Source organism: Flavobacterium sp. GSP6, assembly GCF_003984855.1.
Lineage (GTDB): Bacteria > Bacteroidota > Bacteroidia > Flavobacteriales > Flavobacteriaceae > Flavobacterium.
Window position 1 is genome coordinate 1 of the sequence record NZ_RYDO01000007.1, and the last position, 22,208, is coordinate 22,208.

Sequence of the window (22,208 nt, forward strand, 5' to 3'; positions counted from 1 at the left end):
AATGAGCCCGACACAATATCGGGCTCATTATTATCAAAATTAATTATAAATTTGTCTAAACTTTTGGGTGCAGTCTACCTTGGGCAGCTTTTTTTTTGGAGCAGAACGATTGTTTTCCAGAATTACTTTCGTCCCGCTATGCGCTGCAATCTTCGCTTTTGGCTCCCGCCAAAGCAAAGGATTTTCACTTCTATCGGGGCTATTTAGAGCGTTTTAAGGTTAAAACTTCGTTTAGCAGAAAAAGTAAATAAATAATAATTTGTAAAGGATTATTTATATATTTGTTTTAATAATATATTCTAAATTACTTCAATACTAAATATAAGTTAAGCAAAATCGTATGAAAAGCTAGATTTTCATGCAATTTTGACATTAATAACATAGAAAAACTAACAGAATATAAAGACTTTAAAACACCTAATTATGAATAATTTAGAAGTAGAAATTATAAAATTGATGCAGAAATCTAAAGATTATCTTGCAAATACAAAATACAAACTACAATTTAAAATTACAGCAGTTTCCTTAAGTGTTTTTGCAATATATGCAGCAGGTAAAAGTTTAGGCGAAATAATCTATTTTATCAAAAATTAAGTTTTAAACGATCTTCAAAAGTTATGATAAATCTTCTATCCGCCTGGCGCAAGCATCTCGTTAGTGAAAATTCTTATAGATAGATTACTCTAAATTTCACTAGGCACGAGCGGTGATTAAATAAGATTCCCAGCTAGCGCGCAATGTCATTAAGTTAAGGGATTTTCATATTGCATCTTTCTGATTTTTAAGAACCAAAGGTCTTATTCGAGTTCTATACTTGCCTGTTTCACGTTTGTTACCCCGATCGCGCCGGTATACCACAATCGTTAGCGCAGTTTTGCAAACTGTGCCCACAACAGAGAGCAAAAAACGAAAAAGCTATGAGTACTTCATTACTTTTTGCTATTTAAAAACAAACAAAATGTCTGCTAAGAATAAAGCCCTAAAAACCGAAGACCAGATTAGAAAATGAATTAGAGGTGGTTTTATTAGATTTATATTAATTGCCAATTGAAATGGGCACAGTTTGCAAAACTGCGCTAACGATTGTCTGTAAATAAGAGCGATCGGTTTCATACACAAACTTTAAAGTTGGTTTTGTACTTGGAAGTTGGTTCTTAAATCGATACATTTGGCTAAACAAATCCCCAACTGACGCCAAGCCAAAGGACGTCAAACTGTCTAATAACCTCCTTTCTCTATGTTAGATAATTTGTACAAAAAATCGTTCAAATAATTTATGCAACTCGTTGGTTTTTTGTATATTTAAGCATGAAATTCCCCCGCTAGCGTGAGCGTCCCGCTCGTGAACATTCTCAAGAGTAACTAAATCTAAATTGCAATAGGCTTCTACAGGAATTAATCATATTATACTAAAAACAAATAAATTATGTCAAGAATTGTAATGGTAGTAGGTTTAGTAATCGTTTTTATAGGTTGGATTTTATACCGACTAATAATTAAAAAAGACTTAAATAAAAATTTAAATAATGTATACCTTGGACTATTTTTTATAATAATATGGGCAGTGTTTTATTTTTTTATTGTTGAATATTTTTAAAAATCGTGTACAAGTGGTTATGCACCCTCAGAAGCTAGATCGCGGATTTACTTTTTTTTGACAGCGACAGCGCGGATTTACAATCCGTGCGCACATAGAATATCTACAAAGGGAATTTGCAATTTCAAAATTTCAAAAAAAGTATCCTGTAACATATTTAATTGATTAATTGGAATAGGCACGGATTGCAAATCCGCACTAACGGATTTTCATATTTTGTTTAAGAGAAGTATAAATAAAAACTATTTTTTTATCCTGAAAATGAATTCATGAGATGTACAGGAATAAATAATTAACGCTGCATTTTATATTGGGGTAAAATTGTACAAAAATTAAAAAGTAGTTCAAGTATTTTATAGTACAATATTTCATAAAATTAAATGGGAATGAACACGATTTTTTGAATACATTTGATTTATGAAAAGGGATAAAGGTTGTCCACAATAAAGTTAAAATCAATCAAATCGCAAAAAAAATGAGAAAAATCATATTATCAATAGTGCTCTTATTTTGTAGTCATTTATCAATTGCTCAAGAGAAAGAAATTAAAGCAGTTTTAGAAAAACAACGTTTAGATTGGAATAATGGGGATATGATTGGGTATATGCAAGGTTATTTAAAATCCGATTCTTTACTATTTGTTGAAAAAACAGGACCATTTTACGGCTGGCAAAAAAACTTAGAGATCTATCAACAAGTTTATCCTGACAAAGCTGCAATGGGTACTCTAACTTTTGATATCAAACAAATAAAAATGATTGATAGCGAACATGCCTTTGTTTTAGGTGCTTGGAATTTGCAAATGGAAAAAGGAGAACAAAAAGGATTTTTTACTTTAATAGTAGAAAAATTTAAAGAAGGTTGGAAAATCGTAGTTGACCATTCTAGTTAGTTTTTTTTTAGTGAAAGGTTGTGACGAAATATTTATATGAAATGAGTTTTCTAAATTGCATTCCAAATTACATCATCAGGAGTTGGCGCCAAGATTTCCATATTTTCTTTGGTAACAGGATGGGTAAAGACTAGTTTTCGAGCATGTAAATGAATGCCTCCATCTGAATTACTTCGATCAAAACCATATTTTAAATCGCCTTTTATGGGTGAGCCAATAGCCGAAAGCTGTGCGCAAATTTGATGGTGTCTGCCCGATCACGCCGACATACCACAATCGTTAGCGCAGTTTTGCAAAGTGTGCAAAAAATAGTGAGCAAACAATACAAATAACACAAAAAATGTCGACAAAGTATAAAGCCACAACAACTGAAGACGCTTATTTTATTACTATAACTACAATGGGTTGGGTAGATATTTTTACACGATTAAATCAAAAACAAATTATTATACAAGCGTTACACTATTGCCAAGATCAAAAGGGCTTAGAAATTTATGGATATTGTATAATGCACAGCCATATTCATCTGCTTTGCAAAGCAACAAACGGTTTTATATTATCCGATGTGATGCGTGATTTTAAAAAATATACATCTAAAAAGATTATTCAGGCTATTATTGAAGAACCGGAAAGCAGGAGAGAATGGATCTTGGATTATTTTAAAAAAGCTTGTCAGCATTTAAAACAAGAACAACAATACAAAGTTTGGCAAAACGGCTATCATGCAGAACATATTTACAGCAATAAATTTATTAGACAAAAAATGGATTGCATACACAACAATCCTGTAAATGAAAAAATTGTAACGATGCCGGAAGATTATTATTTCAGTTCTGCAAGAAATTATGCTGCATTAGAAAATGAATTAGAGGTAATTTTATTAGATTTATTTTAGTTGCCAATTGAAATGGGCACAGTTTACAAAACTGCGCTAACGATTCTCTGTAAAGAACATTCATGTTATTACCAATAGTTTTTGAAACAATTAATAAGTGCTACTACATTGGTCAAAGCAACTGTCTAAAGGTGACACAGCACAATTGAAAAATAAATGGGCATCCCAAAAGTAATGTTAAAAGGAAACGTTACTGCCAAAGCCATGGGTAAAAATATTCCTGGATTCGCCTTTGGAACGGCTATTTTCATTGCTGCCGGAACCGCAATATAAGAAGCACTGGCCGCTAAGACAGCAAAAATAAAACGATTCCCAACATCATCGGTAACGAATTGACTTAAGAAAGCCACAATACACCCGTTGATCAATGGGAAAACAATAGCAAAAAAGACGCTAAACCAGCCACTTTTGAAAAAATCATTTAATTTTCGTCCACTAACAATTCCCATGTCCAGTAAAAATAAAGCCAAAAACCCTTTGAAAATATCAGTAGTAAACGGCTTAATTCCTAAAGCCTGTTGCTCACTGGCCAAAAACCCAATAACCAAACTACCTAGAATCAAGAGCACGCTTCCATTAGTAAATGAATGTTTGATAATCGTGGTCATCTTCGTTTTTTGAACTTTTTCCTTACTAAATAATCGGATTAAAATCACTCCGATAATGATTGCAGGAGCTTCCATCAGCGCCATAACAGCAACCATGTGGCCGCTAAAATTGTAATTTTGAATTTCTAAAAAAGAGATGGCCGTTACAAAGGTCACTGCACTCACAGATCCATAAGCCGCAGCAATGGCTCCCGAATTCTCAATGCTAAACTTTTTCTTTAAAATAAAAAAAGTATAAAGTGGAATTAATGCCGCAATCAATACCCCAAAAACAATAGACCAAAGTATGTCAACAGTAAAGTGACTGTGCGCTAGTTCCTGTCCGCCTTTAAAACCAATGGAAAAAAGCAGGTACAGCGATATAAATTTAGAGGTATTCTCCGGAATTTCTAAATCACTTTTGACATAGACGGCTATAATTCCCAACACAAAAAACAACAAGGCAGGATTAGTTAAATTATCCAGTAATAAACTAAGATTCATATTTTAATTATTTTAAAATTATTTTATACATTTTGATTATCTTATCTTTTCAAATCGCAATCTTTTTCCTTTTACATCCGTTTGGACAAGTCCTTTTTCATACACCAAATTTCCATTTACAAAAGTTGAATTGATGCTGCTTTTAAAAACCTGTCCTACAAAAGGAGACCATTTGCATTTATATAAAAGAGAGTCTGGAGTTACTTCCTGTTTTTTATTTAAATCGACTAAAACTAAATCGGCAAAATAGCCCTCCCTTATATAGCCTCGTTCTTTTATTCTGTAAATTTCGGCTACATTATGGCTCATTTTCTCCACTACCTTCTCCAAAGGAATCTCACCACGGTGAAATAATTCTAACATTGCTAAAAGAGCATGTTGTACTAATGGTCCGCCGGAATGCGCCTGAAAATAATTCCCTGCTTTTTCGGCAACAGTATGAGGAGCATGATCCGTTGCAATAATATCTATTGAATTATTGAGCAAATACTGCAGTAAACCTTTTCTATCTTGCTCTGTTTTTATGGAGGGATTCCATTTGATCTTGGAGCCCAGTCTTTCATAATCGGCATCCGAAAACCAAAGATGATGTATACAAGCCTCGGCGGTGATTCGTTTTTCTCTGATCGGTGTATGATTATCAAATAATTTGGCTTCCGCCAAAGTTGAAATATGAAAGAGATGCAAGCGTGTTTGGTGTTTTTTAGCAATTTTCAATACTCGTTCAGTTGCTTTTAGGCAAACTTCCTCATCCCGAATAAGAGAATGATAAAAAAAAGGAATTTCAGTTCCGTAAATTAGTTTATAATCCTCCGTATTCTTTTTTATCAGTGAATCATCTTCGCTGTGCAAAGCTACCAAGGTATCGGTTCTTGAAAAAAGTTGCTCCAAAAATTCTGGATAGTTGGCTAAAATTCCCTCGTCATTATTAAAATAAAGCCCATCATCCGTAATTCCACATACATTTTCGGTATTTGTTTTTAAAGCTTCTTCCAAGTTATTTTTTGAAATTCCCATAAAAAACGAATAATTAGCAATTGATTTTTCCGCCGCCATCTTGTATTTTTCTTCTAATAACTCTTGAGTCAGCGTATTGGGAATCGTGTTGGGCATATCCATAAAGGAGGTGATGCCGCCAGCCACAGCGGCAACCGACTCTGAAAAAATAGTGCCTTTATGTGTTAGTCCCGGATCTCTAAAATGAACCTGATCATCAATGACTCCCGGAAGCAGATAAAGTCCTGTCGCATCAATTTCGATATATTTTTTTGCAGGATTTAGTCCAATTGATGGTGCTATCTTTTCAATTCTTTCTCCTGAAATCAGAAGATCTAAATTAAGTATTTGTCCTTCATTGACCACTTTTGCATTTCTTATGATGGTATCCATATTTTATTTTTTGGTGGCTCTTTTTAAACGATCGTTTATCGTTTTGCCTAAACCCACATCTGGAAATCGTTCCGCTATAATGCAGTCGAGATGGCACTTATCTAATCTATGCAAGGCAGCATACAATTGCGATGCGGCTTCTGCTAAATTGCCTGTTGTCGATAGAATTTCCTGTTGTACAATTTTTGGATCATCAATCCCTTTTTGGAATACTAAAACTCCAATTTTTTGATCCGGAAACATTTTTAGCTTCTCCGTCACATCAGCTGTCAAAAAAGTCGTCGTCGAAGGAGCATAGTGCTTAGAAAACATGCCTGGTGCCGCTGGAGCAATATCATCATGGGTAATCATTTTTACCGGCCCAACAATTGCTTCAATATCCTCTACAGCCAAAGAACCCAAGCGATATAAAATAGGCTCCCCATTTTCAAATCCGATGATCGTTGACTCTATTCCCCTTTGACAAGCTCCACCATCCAAAACCATTGGTAACACCTCTTCAAAATAGTCAGCAACATGTATTGCTGTAGTGGGACTAAGAGAGCCAAACGGATTAGCACTCGGAGCCGCTAGAGGATAGGCTAACTGATTCAGCAGGGCTAAGGCTACTGGGTGATTTGGAACTCTGATCGCTACGGTATCTTTACCACCGGTAACCAAATCCGGAATGGAAATTTGCTTTTTTAAAACCAAAGTTAAAGGTCCCGGCCAGAAAGCTTTTGCTAACAAGTTCGCTTTTTCAGGAATGTCTCTCGCTATTTCAGAAAGGACAGTTGCCGATTTTATATGAACAATTAACGGATTAAAAAACGGACGTTTTTTAATCGAAAATATACGCTCTACCGCCTTTGAGCTGTAAATATTGGCGGCTAAACCATAAACCGTTTCGGTAGGAATTCCTATGGTTTGCTCCTGATTTAAAAGCGCAACAGCTTTTGGAATCGAACTACTGATTACACTCATATCTTATGGATTACAGGAATCGCAGAATCCTGGTTCTTCGGTTATTTTTTGATGGGGATACATTTTTTCGGAACTAAAACAACACTTTTTACAACTATAAATAAAACTCAAGGTAGATCGTGTGGGCGCTGAACACCATGAACAAGGCAAGCCCTGTTTCGCATCTATCACACAATAACCCGGTGCTTTACAGCTTGGGCATTCCGTTTTTATAGTTTCCAATAATTTTTGCGCCGCTACTTTTATCACACCCATACGAGTGGGGTTGTACAGCGCACGCATATCAGTTTCAGCATAAACACTCCCATATTTGTTCACAAGGTGCTGAAAAGTATCTTCCAATTCACCTTTTGTGGTAATCCCTTTAACTAGTGTTGTTAGATCATCAGGCTTGCTTCGCAAAATTATGGCATGGGCAGGAAATTGAATCTTATTTGCAAAATCCAAGAGCATTTCTTTACTAGAAATATTTTCTCCATAAAAATTAGTCTCCAAACTGAGTTCTCTGGCAATGATTTCTAAGTCGTTTTTTTTATCGATAAAAATTAAAAACTCATCATCGGCCTGGGCAAAAAAGATAGAAGGATGTGAACCAAAAGAGCCTTCGCTGGCAATAGCCAAATCGCAGTCAAATTCTTCCATTGCCGCCAAACATTTAGCCCTGACGGTTTCAACTGCCGTATTTTTCCGCTCCACTTCACCTGAAAAAGTGCCGAAAATATCCGAATCATAACTTTCAGGAACAAAACAGTGAACACCTAATCCTTTTTCAAAAATTGGAGCAATCACTTTTTCTTTGTGATGCTTGGTGGCAATGAGTAATTGTCTACCCTCAAACATTCAATTCAGTTTTTACTTTAGGACACAGTACAATTTGAATTACACTGTCAATTTTCAGTTCCAAATCCTTTGACGACGCTTCTTTGATGAGTTCCTTGATGTATTCAGAGGCTTCTAAAAGAGTTTCAAGCCTTATTTTTGAATGCGAACAGTCTTCATCAAATCGAATTTGATTGCTAAATTTTTCTAAATTATGATAATTAATCTTATTGTTGATTAACGAAAACAGTACTTTTCCTGCTTCTGATGGTGCAAACTGACCTTCAACTAGCTTAAATTGATATTCTTTTTCCATAATACTTTATAATGAAATTTTATTTTTTTGTAATGTGTAGATCGTGAAAAATATTCCCAAACCTAGAAACAGTGTGAAAAATAAGTTATTAGGTGCTACGATTGTCAATAGTATTCCACCAATCAACCAAACTATTCCAAAGACCAAACTAATTTTTTTATTTTTATTTTTCATAGGGACTAATTTTTTTTACTACTTAATGGAGCGTGTTAGGAATAACTCACCTTATTAAATTCTTTAAAGGAAACAGCACATTTAGTGAAAGAGTACCAATTAAATAAAGGAGAAGTTAACGCATTTCTTACTGTCCTTGACCCAATGAAAAAGCCATTTTCCCGTCAAATTTATATAAATTTTCAGTTTTGATGCTATCGATATTATGGTCGATGCATTGCTGCAATAATCCAATGATCTCCTCTTTGTTAACTAGTACTCCATCCTCAGCTTTGAAACGGCATCTCCAGTGATCTGTACAAAAGGTTTGTTTAAATCCTTCGGGCCAAACTTTGATTCCTCTATTGGAAATCATATTCAGTTTTAGATTTTCAGTCCCTATATTTTTTAGAATTTCGGCTAGCGAATTAGGATCGGTTCCATTCCAATGCACAAATACATCGTGACCTACCAATTCTTTTTTTGCAGCTGGTCTTCTCTTATATTTCGGGAGATCTAAGGCTTGAACATTTTTATAATCTACAGCAGGAAGCTGTTTTGGTTTTTGCCCTAAATTTAGGATTACTGCGTCGGCAAATTCTGAAGTCCCTACTTTTGCAGTGCTTACGCCTTCTTTGAAGATATCATAGGTATGTATTCCGTCTTCAAGCGTTTTCAGCCATGCATTTTGTACTTTACTAGCCACTTCGTTTTGCCCAATATGATTCAGCATCATTACTGCTCCTTGTAATAATCCCGACGGATTCGCAACATTTTGCCCGGCTCTTCTGGGTGCAGATCCGTGAATTGCTTCAAACATTGCACATTCTTCTCCAATATTTGCTGAGCCTGCCAGCCCCACAGAACCGGCAATTTGTGCAGCGATATCAGAAATCACGTCACCGTATAAATTTAAGGTTACAATAACATCAAAATTCTCTGGTGTATCGCTCATTTTTGCAGCACCAATATCTATAATCCAGTGCTCGTTTTCAATTTCAGGATACTCTCTCGCTAACTCATCAAACACTTCATGGAATAATCCGTCCGTCTGCTTCATGATGTTGTCTTTTGTGAAACAAGTTACCTTCTTTCTTCCATACTGTTTGGCATATTCAAAAGCATAGCGGACAATTTTTTCACAGCCGGGACGACTGATGATTTTCAAACACTGCACAACTTCATCCGTTTGCTGATGTTCTATTCCCGCATATAAATCTTCTTCATTTTCACGAACAATGACAATATCCATTTTTGGATGTTTTGTTTCCACAAAAGGGTGCAAACTCATACATGGTCTAACATTAGAATATAATCCTAAGAATTTTCTAGTGGTAACATTCAAACTTTTATAACCACCACCTTGCGGAGTAGTAATTGGAGCTTTGAGAAATATTCTATTGTTTATTATAGAATCCCAAGATGACTTTTCAATTCCGGAGGTATTACCTTTTAAATACACTTTTTCACCAACTTCAATTTCATCAAATTGAAGCTGTGCGCCCGCTGCCTTAATAATTTTTAGAGTAGCATCCATTATTTCAGGTCCTATTCCGTCTCCTTTTGCTATTGTTATTCTTTGCATATCTTTTTGTTTATTTTTTTTTACAAAAGTAAAACGGGCTATCCATATATTTTTATTTATATTTGTAATACAAAACATAAAAATTATTTATGAATTATACGCTACACCAGCTGCATGTCTTTTTAAAAATTACCCAAAATAAAAGCATCACTAAAGCCGCAATGGAACTGCACCTTACACAACCCGCAGTATCCATTCAATTAAAAAATTTTCAAGATCAATTTGATGTACCGTTAACAGAAGTAATCGGAAGAAAGCTGTTTGTTACTGATTTTGGCAAAGAAATCGCCACGGCTGCAGAAAAAATTCTAAATGAAGTACATGCAATCAATTATAAAACAATGGCATTCAAGGGACAACTGACAGGACGATTAAAAATTTCTGTCGTATCAACCGGGAAATATGTAATTCCTTATTTTTTATCTGATTTTTTGAAACAAAATCAAGGTGTCGAATTGATTCTGGATGTGACCAATAAAACTAAAGTGTTGAAAAACTTAGAAAGAAATGAAGTAGATTTTTCTCTGGTTTCCGTGTTACCAGAAACCCTGCAAATCGAGAAAGTGGAGCTTATGCCTAATTCCCTTTTCCTAGTTGCTAATAGTGATCAAAAAATGGGAAAAGGAATTCAGGAAAAAAAAATCATAGAAACCTTACCCATCATCTATCGCGAGCAAGGATCAGGAACAAGATATGTGATGGAAAAATTTATAGAACAGAATCAATTAACCGTTTCAAAAAAAATGGTGCTGACCGGAAATGAAGCGGTAAAACAAGCCGTACTGGCTGGACTTGGATGCTCGATCATGCCTTTAATTGGTATAAAAAACGAGCTTAATAATGGAGACCTACAAATTATTCCGGTAAAAGGCTTGCCTATTCAATCCAACTGGAATTTAATTTGGTTAAAAGGCAAAAAGTTTTCACCTGTAGCCGATGCCTATTTAAAATTTATTCAAAAAGAAAAAACTAGAATCATCGAACAAACCTTTAACTGGATTACACTTTAAAAATTTAAGTCAGTAAAGGAAAACTCCTCTTATTCATTGCAATACTAAAATGCATCAAAAGATTAGCGATCTTTGCCTTTACAATGATTCTATTAAATTATGATTTTACAAATAGAAACTCCAGCATTACTTTTTAGCGCAACTTCGTTGATTTTATTGACGTATACCAACCGGTTTTTGGCTAATGCTGCAATCATAAGAGGATTAAAAAAAACCTACCACGAAAAGCAAAATGATGTAATTTAATTGGAAATCAAAAACCTGAATTTATGGTTGACTCTGATATTATCTACCAATTCACACCTTATAACTAGGAACTAAACCCTATCTTTGCCCGCTTTTTAAAATTAAAAAAATGATAAAAAATAGTGTCTTAAAAGGAGTTTTCTTAGTTGGTCTCGGCGCAACGAGTTACGGAATGCTGGCTACTTTTGTAAAGATAGCCTACGGTCAAGGCTACACCACACCCGAAGTTACCGTTGCCCAATTTGTATATGGAATCATGGGAATGCTGCTGATCAATATGTTTCAAAAAGCTAAGAAAGGAAAAACCGTTATAAAAGCATCCCAAAAAAACATCACTCAGCTGATGCTTGCCGGAACTTCTTTAGGATTTACGAGTATCTTTTATTATTTGGCAGTAAAATACATTCCTGTTTCTATTGCGATTGTTTTATTGATGCAAACCGTCTGGATGGGTGTTTTATTCGAAATGATTTTAGAAAAAAAAATTCCTTCTACTCAAAAAATAGTTTCCGTATTTATTGTCTTAACCGGAACTATCCTTGCTACCAATGTCTTCAAGAATAGTATCGTTTTAGACTGGCGCGGTATTGCTTTAGGGCTTTTAGCAGCAGCTTCTTTTACTACAACTATGTTTACCGCTAATCGTGTGGCAACTCATATTTCCTCGGCACAACGCAGTTTATTCATGTTGTTGGGAGGTGCTGTCATCGTGACCTTTTTTGCAATCTCAACACAAACTACTCCTTTTAACTTTGAAATTTTCATGAAATGGGGAATCATTTTAGCCCTTTTCGGAACCATAATTCCACCTTTATTGTTGAATGCCGGTTTTCCGCTGACTGGAATCGGACTGGGAAGTATTGTTTCGGCACTGGAACTTCCCGTATCGGTACTTATGGCATATCTCTTATTGAATGAGCAGGTAAACCTGATCCAATGGCTTGGCATTATTTTAATTATTTTAGCAATTATCATAATGAATGTAAACCTGAAGCGAACCTCCTAATTGCAGTTTCAATCCATTTGCACTGATTTTAATAAAATTTTTATAAATTCGTATTAAATAACTTTACTATGAATTTACCTTGGCATTTATATGTGATGGCTTTCGTCTACTTTATCGCAGGATTAAACCATTTCAGGAATCCCAGACTGTACTTGAAAATCATTCCTTCGTACTTTCCAAATCCAAAATTATTAAATTACATCAGTGGTTTAGCAGAAATATTTCTGGGAATTTCGCTTTGTATTCCGTTACTTTCCAACTATGCCGCTTGGGGGGTGATCGCTTTGTTGATTGCTATTTTTCCAACACATTTGTATATGTATTTTGATGAAAAAGCAAGAATGGGTCTGCCAAAATGGGCCTTACTATTGCGAATGCCACTACAATTATTTTTAATTTACTGGGCGTACCAATATACTTAATCTCGTGAAATCACTTTTCGAATCCACATCAGAACCCGTATTTATTGACTTGCCAGATGCGGAGATCATCTACTATCCTCATTTTTTTGACCAAGAACAAGCCGATATTATTTTTGCCGAATTAATGCAAGATATCCCTTGGCAACAAGACGATATTCGTGTATACGGGAAAATTCATCCGCAGCCTCGTTTGACGGCTTTATTTGGAAACGAAGGAAAACCTTACTCGTATTCGAATATAACGATGCAGCCACATCCTTGGAATTTGCTTTTGCAAAAGCTAAAATCTCAAGTCGAAAAAAGTGCTGATACTACTTTTACAACCGTCTTACTCAACCAATATCGCGACGGAAAAGACAGCAACGGTTGGCATGCTGACAACGAAAAAGAATTAGGAATCAATCCCATAATTGCGTCGTTGAGTTTTGGAGCCCAACGAACCTTTCAACTCAAACATAATTTAGATAAAGACCTAAAAAAAACTATCATACTGGAACATGGAAGTTTGTTGCTGATGAAAGGAACGACACAACATTTCTGGAAACACCAGATTCCAAAAACCACAAAACCTATTGGCCCCAGAATAAATGGCACTTTCCGGGTAATCAAATAATTACTTTCATAAAAAATTATTAAATTTGGAATAAATATCTGAATTATGAATGATATCATTACTTATTTTTCTACCATTCCATCGTCACACCGAAGTTTAATTCTTGTGGGCGGAATCACTTTTTTCTGGCTGATCGAAAATGCTTTTCCGCTTTTTAACTTCACCTATAAAAAATGGCATCACGCCGGCATCAATATTTTTATGACCTTCACGACTATTGCTGTCAATTTTTGCCTAGCTTTTATTTTATTAAAAGCGGCTGACTGGACAATTGCTGCAAATTTTGGAATTTTACAATGGCTTCCTGAAATGCCGCTATGGCTTTACGCCCTTATTGGATTGCTTTTATTGGATTTAATAGGCGCTTATCTGGTGCATCTAGTCGAACATAAAACCAAGTTCCTGTGGCGTTTTCATTTGATTCATCATACAGACACCTGGATTGACACCACAACCGCCAATAGACACCATCCAGGAGAAAGTGTGATCCGATTTACATTTACCGCTTTGGGTGTTTTAATCATTGGAAGCCCCATGTGGATGGTTTTTCTATACCAAACCTTATCTGTTGTAGCCACGCAATTCAATCATGCTAACATTTCACTTCCTAAAAAAATAGATACTATTATGAGCTATTTTATAGTATCGCCAGACATGCACAAAGTACACCACCATCATGTTTTGCCTTATACGGATAGTAATTATGGCAATATATTTTCAATCTGGGATCGGTTATTTGGCACATTTATGACACTTCCAAAAGAAGAAATTATTTACGGAATTGATACCCATCCCAATCCTGAGGAACACAATGCATTAAAGAATTTATTGAAAATACCGTTTCAAAAACAGCCATTAAAGAAAAAAAATTAAAAAAATTAAAAAAAATCATCTTTTGAGAAAAAGTAATTATAATTTTTCTTAATATTGAATGAAATTAAAAAATTTAATTTAATAATCATTAACACCTATTTGAATTAATTTTCACGTGATGAAAAAGAGTAACCGCAAAGAATTGAACTGGGAGCAAACAGAAAAACTTGTTACAATGGCTTTAGAAGAAAAAAATCCTTTTGAAATCATTAAAAAAGAATTTGGTTTGGCCGAAAAAGAGATCCTAGAGATAATGAAGAAGAAGATGCCGGCAGAAAAATTTGAAATGTGGAAAAAGAAAGCTACCGCAAATAAACCAAAACCAAAACCCATAAAAGTGGATGATTTTGACGAAGACTTAGACGGTAAATATTACATAAAAAACAAACTAGATTAAATTTAGACTCCCTTTTTAGGGAGTTTTTTTGTTTTAAAAAATAAATATTAACAATAAATATATAAACAATGTTTATTTATTTATAAATATTATTTAAATTAGCATAAAATAATCTTACTATTATGCAGCCAAAACTTCCTGTTCAATGCCCAAGTTGCGAAAACTCACTTTCGGTTACACAGCTTAGCTGTGAAAATTGCTCAACAATTGTTTCCGGCAAGTATTCTTTACCCTTACTTCTTCAAATTTCTGAAGAAGAGCAAAACTTTATCCTTCAATTTTTCCTAAGCAGTGGCAGTTTAAAAGAAATGGCTTCTCAAATGGGTAACAGCTACCCCACTGTCAGAAACAAACTGGACGATATCATCCAAAAAATAAACCAGCTAAAACCAAAATCATAATACTATGAGGACACTGCTATTTAATCCTTTCGAAAAATATTCGGATAAGATTTTAATCATTTTTGGATTGCTATTTACCCTAATTGGTGGTTATTGGGGTTTTGTTTTTAACGCTCGCTTTGATGGAGTCATTGATCTCCATTTTGTGAAAAATGTTAGCATTTACAACCCTTTATTAGATATCGGTATTGATATTCTAACGTTAACGATTTGTCTTTTTGTTATTGGAAAACTAATCAATAATAAAACACGATGTATTGATATTCTTTCTGCAACTATGATTGCCAGAATTCCTTTTTATTTCATCACTTTTTTCAATGCAAATAATAAAGCTTATGCCATTTCTGAAGGTATTTTAACCTTAGCTAAATCAAACCAAATAAATACTCTTGAAGCTTCAGGTATTTTTTATTTAATGATAATGACATTTGCAATTATAGCTTCTTTAATTTGGTCTATGGTTTTACTTTTCAACGGATTCAAAACAGCTGTAAATGCCAAAGAAACTAAACACACCTTGTTTTTTATTGGCGCATTGATTTCTGCTGAGATTCTTTCTAAAATTCTAATCATAACCCTTAATTAATAATGGTAGCCGTAACATCAAACGAGAATGAATTTGTTTTTGATATTCTCGGAAGTCATAAATTCTGGGCTTTCGAAAATAAGATTCGAGTACCAAAAGATAAAATAATCCGAGCGTATCAAAGCAACGATGAATTTACATTTTGGATCGGCTGGAAAATGCCAGGCACCCAATTACCATGGGTCATAACTGCTGGCACTTATATCAAAAAAGGAAAACGCAACTTTTGGGACGTTTGCAATAAAAAAAATGTCATTATTGTTGAACTCAAAGATTCCTATTACAATAAACTAATTATTGAAGTCGAAAATCCGGAAGAGATAATGAACTTATTAAACACAAAATAAAATGAAAAAAATACTACTAATTTTGCTTGCAGTTTTTACATCGTTAACTATTTACAGTCAAGAGATCACTGGACAATGGAACGGAATTCTAAAAGTCCAAGGCATTCAGTTAAGAGTTGTCTTTAATGTTTCCAAAACTGAGAATGGTTTTAACGCTACAATGGACAGCCCTGACCAAGGAGCAAAAGGTATTCCTGTGACAACAACTACATTTGAGAATTCAAAATTGAAATTAGAAATTACTAATGCAAGAATTGAATTTAACGGCGAACTTAAAGAAAACCTAATAACTGGAACTTTTAAACAAGGCGGACAAGAGTTTCCTATGAATTTGTCAAAAGAAAAAATTGAAAAGCAAACTGTTATAAGAACGCAAGAACCCAAAAAACCATATCCCTATTATACAGAAGAGGTGACTTTTCAAAATAGTAAAGAAAATATCACTATGGCTGGAACCTTAACTTTACCAAATAAGGAAGGTAATTTTCCAGTTGTAATTTTAATATCAGGAAGTGGTCCTCAAAATAGAGACGAGGAATTATTGGGACATAAACCATTTCTCATAATTTCAGACTATTTTACAAAAAACGGAATTGCTGTGTTAAGATATGATGACAGAGGAGTTGCTCAATCAAAAGGAGATTTCAAAACTGCAACTTCGTTAGATTTTGCATCAGACGTTGAAAGTGCTATTACTTATTTAAAAACAAGAAAAGAAATCAATAAGAACAAAATTGGATTGGTTGGACATAGTGAAGGTGGAATTATTGCGCCTATGGTTGCTTCTAAATCGAAAGAGGTGAATTTTATTGTTTTGTTGGCTGGGACAGGAATTCAAGGCGACAAATTATTACTGTTACAACAAGAATTAATAAGTAGAGCCTCAGGTGTATCTGAAACAGAAATACAAAAAAATAAAAAAATAAATTCAAAAGCATTTGAAATAGTTTTAAAGTCAAAAGACGCTCCAACTTTAAAAACGGATTTGACAAAATACATAAAGAAAACTTTAAAGGATAATCCAAATGATAATAAACCAAAAAACATGACAGATGATGAATTTGTTTCTCTTCAAGTGGATCAAATGACAAGTCCTTGGATGCACTATTTTATTAAATATGATCCAGCGACCACATTAGAAAAAGTAAAATGTCATGTTTTGGCAGTAAATGGAGAAAAAGACTTGCAAGTTCCTCCAAAAGAAAATTTGACCGCTATAAAAAATGCACTTGAAAAGGGTGGAAATAAAAAAGTAACAATAAAAGAGTTTCCAAACTTGAATCATTTATTTCAAGAATGCAAAACGGGTTCCCCAAATGAATATGCCGAAATCGAACAGACTTTTTCACCAACAGCATTAGACGAAATAACAAAATGGATACTAAACCAAAATAAAAATCCCCATTAATAATCTCCTTATAAAAGCGTTCAAGTTTGTAACAATTTTATAATCCGGAAGACTAACACTTGAAACAAAAAACAATACAAATGAAAAAAATATTTTTTGCAATAGCATTTGCTACTCTTCTTTGGAGCTGTAAAACTGTTGGCACTTCAGCAAATGTTTCAAAATCAATTACCGATGTAGTACACGTAGCAATCAACTTAAATGATGTTAAAGAGGACAAAGTAATGGTTACGATTACCGCACCAAAAATTAGCACTGATGAAGTCACTTACAGCATTCCTAAAATTGTCCCTGGCACCTACTCTATTGATGATTATGGAAAATACATTGAAGATCTAAAAGCTTTTGACAGTAAGGGCAATATACTTCCGGTTAACAAAACGGATGACAACACCTGGAATATCAAGAATGCCAAAACTGTCACTAAAATAACCTATTGGGTTAACGACACATTTGATACTGAAAAGGGAAGCGGCTTTGGCAAGAATGATGTTTTCTCTCCTGCCGGAACAAATATAGACGCAGGAGTCAATTTCATGCTAAACATGCATGGCTTTGTGGGCTATTTTCAAGACAAAAAAGACCTTGCTTATACGGTAAATATAGCCCATCCGGAAACACTTTGGGGAGCAACTTCCATGACAGATCAAGACGCAAGTACTACAAATGATGTATTTACAACAGCTCGTTATGCTCAATTAGTTGAAAATCCAATTATGTATGCTAAACCGGACTACACTACTTTTACTGTAGACGGTATGGAAATATTGATCAGTGTTTTTTCGCCTACCGGAAAAGTAACTGCTGAAAGTATTACTCCACAGATGAAAACCATGATGACTGCTCAAAAAACATTTTTAGGAAAAATAAACGCTACCAAAAAATATACCGTCTTGTTGTATTTATCAAGCATGAAAGATACTGATGCAAAGGGATTTGGAGCCTTAGAACACCCTACAGCCACTACAGTGGTTTTACCGGAAATGATGCCAAAAGAAGAATTGGTACAATCAATGAAAGATGTAGTTTCGCATGAATTTTTTCATATCGTAACTCCTTTAACCATTCATTCTAAAGAAATTCACTATTTTGATTACAACACGCCTAAAATGTCAGAACATTTATGGCTGTACGAAGGGGTGACGGAATATTTTGCCAATCTTTTTCAGATTAATCAAGGATTAATTACAGAAGAGGAATTTTATACGCGTATGTCTGAAAAAATTGCACATGCAAATGCAATGAATGACACGATGCCTTTCACAACGATGAGCGCAAATGTGTTGACTGAACCTTACAAAGCCCAATACTTGAACGTATATGAAAAAGGAGCTCTTATTGGAATGTGTCTGGATATCATTATCAGAGAAAAAAGCAACGGAGAAAGAGGAATTCTTGATTTGATGCAAAAGTTATCAAATGAATATGGCGCTTCAAAACCGTTTAATGACAAGGACCTTTTTGCAAAAATAACTTCATTTACCTACCCTGAAGTAGGGACTTTTTTAACAACTTATGTTTCCGGACCAACACCAATACCGTATGAAACGTACTTAGCTAAAGTAGGCATCACAAAAGCTATGGCAAAAGTACCTGGTAATGTGTTCTTAAAAGGACAATCCCCGTACATAACCGTGAACCAACAAACAAAGGAAATTATCGTAATTCCAACTATAGAACTAAACGATTTTTATACCACTTTAGAGCTAAAAGGAGGTGACATCATCATCTCTATAAATGAAAAACCTTATTCGTTAGACAATATTTATGAAATGATTGCTGAAAGTCAAAACTGGAAAGAGAACGATACAATCACAATTAAGATAAAACGGGATGGAAAAGAACAAATAATCAAAGGAAAAGTTACACTTCCTTACGAAGAAAAAGAAGTTCTTAAAGCCACTGATACGTCCAAAACCGTTTTAAAAGAAGCCTGGTTAAAAGCTTAAATTGATAATTTAATGAGGAACATCTCAATTTAGAAATAAATTGGGATTTTTTTTGATAAATTTGAATGTGTTAGCAAAATCATTCCAACAATTTTCTTTATTTTGCGCCAAAATCTAAACACTAATCAAATCGCCAGGATTCTATCCCGAGATATCAGGACAAATCATAAAAAATGACGATGCCATGTCCTAAAAAACAAATTTTAACTTCACATGAAAAAAACTATTCTAGCATTTATCACTTTAATCCTTTTATCGTCCTGTAATAAGGAGGAACCTGGAGGGAATGTACACATTACCGGAAATATTAAAGGATTAAAAAAAGGAACTTTATACATCCAAAGAGTCGTTGATACAATGCTGGTTGCAATTGACACGATTCATATTGACGGAAGCGCCGTTTTTGAAAGTCACTTAGATCTAAAATCACCTGAAATGCTATACTTGTTTCTAGACAGAGGCGTGAGTAATTCCATGGACAACAACCTGCCTTTCTTTGCTGAGCCGGGAAAAATAACTATTGAAACCAGTTTAGATCGCTACTTATCTGATGCTACAATTACAGGTTCTAAAAACAATGAAATCTTTGAAGAATTTAAAAAAATAAACAGCCGCTTCACCGATGAAAGTCTTATTTTAATAGAAAAAAAATTCAATGCAGTAAAAAGTCAAAACATAAAAACCATTGATAGCATAGGAGCAAAACAGGATTCTAACTTGAAAAGAAAATACTTATTTGCCACAAATTTCGCTCTAAACAATAGACACTACGAAGTGGCACCTTATATTGCCTTATCCCAGATTTACGACATCAACATAAAATACTTAGATACGATTCAAAAATCAATGTCTCCTAAAGTGGCAAAATCTCTTTATGGAAAGCAATTAACAGAGTATGTAGCAACAATCAAAAAACAGCAATAATCATACAAATTAAGAGAAGTACTATTAGAACCTCCTCGTATTCTATCCTGAGTAGTGTTTTTTCATAATTTATGTTCTAAAAAAAAATGAAACAAAAACCATCTTGTTAAGGCAAGATGGTTTTTTGTTTTATAATTACAGTCCGATTAACATACTGAATAAAAGCAGTTTAAGGACCTAAAAACACACTATAGCGCACTAGAAGTTATTCCAGCAACAATCATTCCTACAAATAGTAAAAGATAAAGAGAGAAAACAACCAGAGTCATAATTCCAATGTATTTATAATGTGACTTTAGGTATTCTAACGAAGTAGTCAAGGCATCTGAATCATTGTTTTGGAATGCTGCTTTGGCATTTGAAGCAAACTTATTCAAGTAATATACTGGAAAAAAATAAAGAATGGCTATCAAAAAGTATACAAAAGCCATTACAAACCCAAAAGAAGATCCCATCATTCCCATAGCAGGATTCACCTTAGCCATAGCAGAGAATAGCGTTCCGGCGAATAAAGCGGCAAAAATAATAAACCCAATTCCGATGTAACCAAGAATGGACAAAAAATAGGCCCACTTTGCGGTTTCTTTCAAAAAGCCCTTAGCAGAGGCGCTAAGTTTCATTTCGAAACTTTCAATCACTGAATGCTCTTCCATATGTATTTGTTTTTTTTGTTAGAACCCAAATTTAACAAAAAAAATTATGAAAAGCATTAAATAGGAATCAATTGTCATGTCCCCAAAAACAAAAAACCATCCCGCTTAAGACGGGATGGTTTTATCAAAGAGCCGGCGGAGGGACTCGAACCCACGACCTGCTGATTACAAATCAGCTGCTCTAGCCAACTGAGCTACGCTGGCGACTCATTACGGGTGCAAATATAGGTCTGAATTTCTGTTTTCCAAAACAAATTCAAACTTTTTTTGCTTTTTTTTTGACTACAATTCGTTGATTTTAGCAATCAATTGATTAGCAGTTTGTTCCAATTCAACATTAATTTGTTTGAAGTGTGCTTTTTTATTTTCTACTTTTTTAACATTTACCTTTGTGATTAAAGTGTCAAAAGCAGCAATCGCTTCGTCAATTAAAGCATTCGTTTCTGTTGTTGGTTTTCCTGTTGTAGAAATTTCGAACAAGTAAACTGCTTCAATAATATCTCCTAAAACGTAGTTGATGTCTTTTTTTAAATTCTTAATGTTTGCCATTTTTATTTTTTTAAAATTTGAATTTTAATTTGCGTCTGCAAAAGTACACATAATCTTTCTATTACCGACTATGAAATGTAAATTTCTAAAATTGAAGCTTTTCCATTGATAATGAATGCATGCATGGCAGCAGGAATCAAAACGGTATCTCCCTTTATATATTCTAGTTTTGAATTGTCAAATTCTATTTCAAATGCTCCTTCCACACACATATATACGGTAAAGCTTTCTCCAGATTTAGAAACTGAAATAGCTCCATCTAGCGGGATAAAGTTAGTGGTAAAGTAAGGACAATCAACCACTGGATTAGACTCATTGCTATTCTTAGAGTATTCTTTTTTAGTTTCAACTGTGTTGTAATTGATCGCTTCCAATGCCAAATCCACATGCAATTCTCTGGTATTCCCATTCGTGTCTACTCGATCAAAATCATACAATCGATACGTAATATCCGAAGTTTGTTGAATCTCGGCCACCATTAACCCAGCACCAATAGCGTGAACAGTGCCGGTTTCCAGAAAGAAAATATCTCCTGCTTGTACCTTTATATCATCCAGAATAGAGAGCAGGGTTTTATTTTTTAGGTTTTCTAAATAGGCTTCGGGATTCGATTTTTCTTTGAAACCTACAATAATTCGGGCGTCATCATCTGCTTGCATGATATACCACATCTCTGTTTTACCAAAAGAATTGTGGCGTTTTTTTGCTAAGGCATCATTAGGATGTACTTGAATAGACAAATCTTGACGGGCATCTAAATATTTAAAAAGCAACGGAAATTGCTTTCCAAAGCGATTATAAACCGCTGTCCCTAGGATTTTCTCAGGAAACTCATTAATAATATCTGTCAATGCACTGCCTTTCCAATCTCCGTGAGCCACAATACTGACATCTCCTGCTACAGTCGATAACTCCCAACTTTCGCCAATATGCGTTGAGGCAATGGGTTTATTAAGTATTGTTTTTAATTTTTCACCACCCCAGATTCTTTCTTTCAAAATGGGTTCAAACTGTAAGGGATAAAATGTCATGTAACTATTTTTTTTGAGTCCCAAATGTAAACAAATCAATATTGTTTTCTACCAAAATAGGTTTCCATTTACAGGAGTCCGTTAAACTACCGA

25 protein-coding genes, 1 tRNA gene and 1 pseudogene are annotated in these 22,208 nt (G+C 34.4%); 16 read left to right on the forward strand and 11 right to left on the reverse strand.

The genetic code is table 11. The features are described 5' to 3' along the window. Positions 1-423 precede the first annotated feature (423 nt). A complete protein-coding gene (locus EKM03_RS14990) occupies positions 424-594 on the forward strand; it encodes a hypothetical protein (protein ID WP_158614923.1) in 171 nt (56 codons plus the stop codon). Positions 595-2,072: 1,478 nt separating this feature from the next. Beyond that, a complete protein-coding gene (locus EKM03_RS08595) occupies positions 2,073-2,489 on the forward strand; it encodes a DUF4440 domain-containing protein (protein ID WP_126740187.1) in 417 nt (138 codons plus the stop codon). A 50-nt stretch (positions 2,490-2,539) separates the two neighbouring features. Here the strand turns inward: EKM03_RS08595 and EKM03_RS15270 are convergent. After that, positions 2,540-2,746 (reverse strand): annotated as a pseudogene (locus tag EKM03_RS15270) (RNA pseudouridine synthase); the annotation flags it as partial. 83 nt (positions 2,747-2,829) lie between these two features. Here EKM03_RS15270 and EKM03_RS08605 point away from each other — a divergent pair. Further along, positions 2,830-3,384, forward strand: coding sequence for a transposase (locus EKM03_RS08605; RefSeq protein WP_126516040.1), 555 nt, complete (start codon positions 2,830-2,832; stop codon positions 3,382-3,384). A 125-nt stretch (positions 3,385-3,509) separates the two neighbouring features. Here the strand turns inward: EKM03_RS08605 and EKM03_RS08610 are convergent, their stop codons facing one another. The 6 genes from EKM03_RS08610 to EKM03_RS08635 form a co-directional block, all read right to left on the reverse strand. Then, a complete protein-coding gene (locus tag EKM03_RS08610) occupies positions 3,510-4,475 on the reverse strand; it encodes a sodium-dependent bicarbonate transport family permease (protein ID WP_126740188.1) in 966 nt (321 codons plus the stop codon). A gap of 36 nt (positions 4,476-4,511) precedes the next feature. Then, positions 4,512-5,864 carry a dihydroorotase gene (locus EKM03_RS08615; RefSeq protein ID WP_126740189.1) on the reverse strand — a complete coding sequence of 451 codons (1,353 nt, stop codon included), beginning with the start codon at positions 5,862-5,864 and terminating at the stop codon, positions 4,512-4,514. 3 nt (positions 5,865-5,867) lie between these two features. Continuing rightward, complete coding sequence (locus tag EKM03_RS08620) at positions 5,868-6,827, reverse strand: L-threonylcarbamoyladenylate synthase (protein WP_126462134.1); 960 nt, start codon at positions 6,825-6,827, stop codon at positions 5,868-5,870. Between the two features lie 3 nt (positions 6,828-6,830). Continuing rightward, positions 6,831-7,667 (reverse strand): DUF6671 family protein, encoded by an 837-nt coding sequence (locus EKM03_RS08625; protein WP_126562271.1) that lies wholly within the window; start codon positions 7,665-7,667, stop codon positions 6,831-6,833. Beyond that, on the reverse strand, positions 7,660-7,962 hold the full coding sequence (locus EKM03_RS08630) for a hypothetical protein (RefSeq protein ID WP_126462128.1): 303 nt from the start codon (positions 7,960-7,962) through the stop codon (positions 7,660-7,662). The genes EKM03_RS08625 and EKM03_RS08630 overlap by 8 nt, the downstream gene beginning before the upstream one ends. A 301-nt stretch (positions 7,963-8,263) precedes the next feature. Then, on the reverse strand, positions 8,264-9,700 hold the full coding sequence (locus tag EKM03_RS08635) for an NADP-dependent isocitrate dehydrogenase (RefSeq protein ID WP_126740190.1): 1,437 nt from the start codon (positions 9,698-9,700) through the stop codon (positions 8,264-8,266). An 89-nt stretch (positions 9,701-9,789) separates the two neighbouring features. Here EKM03_RS08635 and EKM03_RS08640 point away from each other — a divergent pair, with 89 nt between their 5' ends. The 13 genes from EKM03_RS08640 to EKM03_RS08700 all read left to right on the forward strand — a co-directional run bounded on the left by EKM03_RS08640 (position 9,790) and on the right by EKM03_RS08700 (position 19,882). Next, positions 9,790-10,710, forward strand: coding sequence for a LysR family transcriptional regulator (locus tag EKM03_RS08640; protein WP_126555109.1), 921 nt, complete (start codon positions 9,790-9,792; stop codon positions 10,708-10,710). A 99-nt stretch (positions 10,711-10,809) separates the two neighbouring features. Continuing rightward, positions 10,810-10,956: a DUF2721 domain-containing protein gene (locus EKM03_RS08645; RefSeq protein ID WP_126740191.1), complete on the forward strand. Its 147-nt coding sequence runs from the start codon at positions 10,810-10,812 to the stop codon at positions 10,954-10,956. Between the two features lie 109 nt (positions 10,957-11,065). After that, the gene (locus EKM03_RS08650; RefSeq protein ID WP_126740192.1) at positions 11,066-11,962 is read left to right on the forward strand and encodes a DMT family transporter; all 897 of its coding nucleotides are present in this window, start codon (positions 11,066-11,068) and stop codon (positions 11,960-11,962) included. Positions 11,963-12,030: 68 nt separating this feature from the next. After that, a complete protein-coding gene (locus tag EKM03_RS08655) occupies positions 12,031-12,384 on the forward strand; it encodes a MauE/DoxX family redox-associated membrane protein (RefSeq protein WP_126462116.1) in 354 nt (117 codons plus the stop codon). A 4-nt stretch (positions 12,385-12,388) separates the two neighbouring features. Continuing rightward, a complete protein-coding gene (locus EKM03_RS08660; protein WP_126563837.1) occupies positions 12,389-12,997 on the forward strand; it encodes an alpha-ketoglutarate-dependent dioxygenase AlkB in 609 nt (202 codons plus the stop codon). Positions 12,998-13,042: 45 nt separating this feature from the next. Next, entirely contained in the window at positions 13,043-13,870 is an 828-nt protein-coding gene (locus EKM03_RS08665) for a sterol desaturase family protein (protein ID WP_126740193.1), read from the forward strand. 118 nt (positions 13,871-13,988) lie between these two features. Beyond that, positions 13,989-14,267 carry a DUF2805 domain-containing protein gene (locus EKM03_RS08670; RefSeq protein ID WP_126462107.1) on the forward strand — a complete coding sequence of 93 codons (279 nt, stop codon included), beginning with the start codon at positions 13,989-13,991 and terminating at the stop codon, positions 14,265-14,267. A gap of 122 nt (positions 14,268-14,389) precedes the next feature. Next, positions 14,390-14,668 (forward strand): DUF2089 family protein, encoded by a 279-nt coding sequence (locus tag EKM03_RS08675; protein WP_126740194.1) that lies wholly within the window; start codon positions 14,390-14,392, stop codon positions 14,666-14,668. A 4-nt stretch (positions 14,669-14,672) separates the two neighbouring features. Next, on the forward strand, positions 14,673-15,254 hold the full coding sequence (locus tag EKM03_RS08680; protein WP_126740195.1) for a hypothetical protein: 582 nt from the start codon (positions 14,673-14,675) through the stop codon (positions 15,252-15,254). 2 nt (positions 15,255-15,256) lie between these two features. After that, positions 15,257-15,601 carry a hypothetical protein gene (locus EKM03_RS08685; RefSeq protein ID WP_126740196.1) on the forward strand — a complete coding sequence of 115 codons (345 nt, stop codon included), beginning with the start codon at positions 15,257-15,259 and terminating at the stop codon, positions 15,599-15,601. 1 nt (position 15,602) lies between these two features. After that, positions 15,603-17,009, forward strand: coding sequence for a S9 family peptidase (locus EKM03_RS08690; RefSeq protein ID WP_126740197.1), 1,407 nt, complete (start codon positions 15,603-15,605; stop codon positions 17,007-17,009). Between the two features lie 80 nt (positions 17,010-17,089). After that, complete coding sequence (locus EKM03_RS08695; protein ID WP_126740198.1) at positions 17,090-18,958, forward strand: peptidase M61; 1,869 nt, start codon at positions 17,090-17,092, stop codon at positions 18,956-18,958. 213 nt (positions 18,959-19,171) lie between these two features. Then, positions 19,172-19,882, forward strand: a complete 711-nt coding sequence (locus EKM03_RS08700; RefSeq protein WP_126563834.1) for a DUF4369 domain-containing protein — start codon at positions 19,172-19,174, stop codon at positions 19,880-19,882. Between the two features lie 188 nt (positions 19,883-20,070). Here EKM03_RS08700 and EKM03_RS08705 read toward each other — a convergent pair whose 3' ends face one another. From EKM03_RS08705 to EKM03_RS08720, 4 genes are all read right to left on the reverse strand, one after another. Next, on the reverse strand, positions 20,071-20,535 hold the full coding sequence (locus EKM03_RS08705; protein ID WP_126555133.1) for a hypothetical protein: 465 nt from the start codon (positions 20,533-20,535) through the stop codon (positions 20,071-20,073). Between the two features lie 130 nt (positions 20,536-20,665). Next, a tRNA-Thr gene (locus EKM03_RS08710) sits at positions 20,666-20,739 on the reverse strand. 78 nt (positions 20,740-20,817) lie between these two features. Further along, on the reverse strand, positions 20,818-21,084 hold the full coding sequence (locus EKM03_RS08715; protein WP_126453511.1) for a hypothetical protein: 267 nt from the start codon (positions 21,082-21,084) through the stop codon (positions 20,818-20,820). 68 nt (positions 21,085-21,152) lie between these two features. Continuing rightward, positions 21,153-22,115 carry a type I phosphomannose isomerase catalytic subunit gene (locus EKM03_RS08720; RefSeq protein WP_126740199.1) on the reverse strand — a complete coding sequence of 321 codons (963 nt, stop codon included), beginning with the start codon at positions 22,113-22,115 and terminating at the stop codon, positions 21,153-21,155. Between the last annotated feature and the right edge of the window lie 93 nt (positions 22,116-22,208).

Coding starts and splice junctions, on each gene's coding strand:
- EKM03_RS14990 (WP_158614923.1), top strand. CDS start 424: ATGAATAATTTAGAAGTAGAAATTATAAAATTGATGCAGAAATCTAAA.
- EKM03_RS08595 (WP_126740187.1), top strand. CDS start 2,073: ATGAGAAAAATCATATTATCAATAGTGCTCTTATTTTGTAGTCATTTA.
- EKM03_RS08605 (WP_126516040.1), top strand. CDS start 2,830: ATGTCGACAAAGTATAAAGCCACAACAACTGAAGACGCTTATTTTATT.
- EKM03_RS08610 (WP_126740188.1), bottom strand. CDS start 4,475: ATGAATCTTAGTTTATTACTGGATAATTTAACTAATCCTGCCTTGTTG.
- EKM03_RS08615 (WP_126740189.1), bottom strand. CDS start 5,864: ATGGATACCATCATAAGAAATGCAAAAGTGGTCAATGAAGGACAAATA.
- EKM03_RS08620 (WP_126462134.1), bottom strand. CDS start 6,827: ATGAGTGTAATCAGTAGTTCGATTCCAAAAGCTGTTGCGCTTTTAAAT.
- EKM03_RS08625 (WP_126562271.1), bottom strand. CDS start 7,667: ATGTTTGAGGGTAGACAATTACTCATTGCCACCAAGCATCACAAAGAA.
- EKM03_RS08630 (WP_126462128.1), bottom strand. CDS start 7,962: ATGGAAAAAGAATATCAATTTAAGCTAGTTGAAGGTCAGTTTGCACCA.
- EKM03_RS08635 (WP_126740190.1), bottom strand. CDS start 9,700: ATGCAAAGAATAACAATAGCAAAAGGAGACGGAATAGGACCTGAAATA.
- EKM03_RS08640 (WP_126555109.1), top strand. CDS start 9,790: ATGAATTATACGCTACACCAGCTGCATGTCTTTTTAAAAATTACCCAA.
- EKM03_RS08645 (WP_126740191.1), top strand. CDS start 10,810: ATGATTTTACAAATAGAAACTCCAGCATTACTTTTTAGCGCAACTTCG.
- EKM03_RS08650 (WP_126740192.1), top strand. CDS start 11,066: ATGATAAAAAATAGTGTCTTAAAAGGAGTTTTCTTAGTTGGTCTCGGC.
- EKM03_RS08655 (WP_126462116.1), top strand. CDS start 12,031: ATGAATTTACCTTGGCATTTATATGTGATGGCTTTCGTCTACTTTATC.
- EKM03_RS08665 (WP_126740193.1), top strand. CDS start 13,043: ATGAATGATATCATTACTTATTTTTCTACCATTCCATCGTCACACCGA.
- EKM03_RS08670 (WP_126462107.1), top strand. CDS start 13,989: ATGAAAAAGAGTAACCGCAAAGAATTGAACTGGGAGCAAACAGAAAAA.
- EKM03_RS08675 (WP_126740194.1), top strand. CDS start 14,390: ATGCAGCCAAAACTTCCTGTTCAATGCCCAAGTTGCGAAAACTCACTT.
- EKM03_RS08680 (WP_126740195.1), top strand. CDS start 14,673: ATGAGGACACTGCTATTTAATCCTTTCGAAAAATATTCGGATAAGATT.
- EKM03_RS08685 (WP_126740196.1), top strand. CDS start 15,257: ATGGTAGCCGTAACATCAAACGAGAATGAATTTGTTTTTGATATTCTC.
- EKM03_RS08690 (WP_126740197.1), top strand. CDS start 15,603: ATGAAAAAAATACTACTAATTTTGCTTGCAGTTTTTACATCGTTAACT.
- EKM03_RS08695 (WP_126740198.1), top strand. CDS start 17,090: ATGAAAAAAATATTTTTTGCAATAGCATTTGCTACTCTTCTTTGGAGC.
- EKM03_RS08700 (WP_126563834.1), top strand. CDS start 19,172: ATGAAAAAAACTATTCTAGCATTTATCACTTTAATCCTTTTATCGTCC.
- EKM03_RS08705 (WP_126555133.1), bottom strand. CDS start 20,535: ATGGAAGAGCATTCAGTGATTGAAAGTTTCGAAATGAAACTTAGCGCC.
- EKM03_RS08715 (WP_126453511.1), bottom strand. CDS start 21,084: ATGGCAAACATTAAGAATTTAAAAAAAGACATCAACTACGTTTTAGGA.
- EKM03_RS08720 (WP_126740199.1), bottom strand. CDS start 22,115: ATGACATTTTATCCCTTACAGTTTGAACCCATTTTGAAAGAAAGAATC.